We start from the raw sequence: 372 nt of genomic DNA, 5'->3' as shown, positions 1-372 counted from the left end.
GGTAATGACTCCAACTTATTGATAGTGTTTTATGTTCAGATAATGCCCGATGACTTTGTCATGCAGCTCCACCGATTTTGAGAACGACAGCGACTTCCGTCCCAGCCGTGCCAGGTGCTGCCTCAGATTCAGGTTATGCCGCTCAATTCGCTGCGTATATCGCTTGCTGATTACGTGCAGCTTTCCCTTCAGGCGGGATTCATACAGCGGCCAGCCATCCGTCATCCATATCACCACGTCAAAGGGTGACAGCAGGCTCATAAGACGCCCCAGCGTCGCCATAGTGCGTTCACCGAATACGTGCGCAACAACCGTCTTCCGGAGCCTGTCATACGCGTAAAACAGCCAGCGCTGGCGCGATTTAGCCCCGAC

1 pseudogene is annotated in these 372 nt (G+C 53.8%); it reads right to left on the bottom strand.

Features of this window, described 5'->3' with window-relative positions:
- Positions 1 to 15 precede the first annotated feature (15 nt).
- A pseudogene (locus N6G83_RS54595) lies at positions 16 to 372 on the bottom strand (IS1-like element IS1B family transposase); the annotation flags it as partial.

Source organism: Serratia sp. PL7 (assembly GCF_945957435.1).
This window is presented reverse-complemented; position numbering and strand designations above follow the sequence as displayed.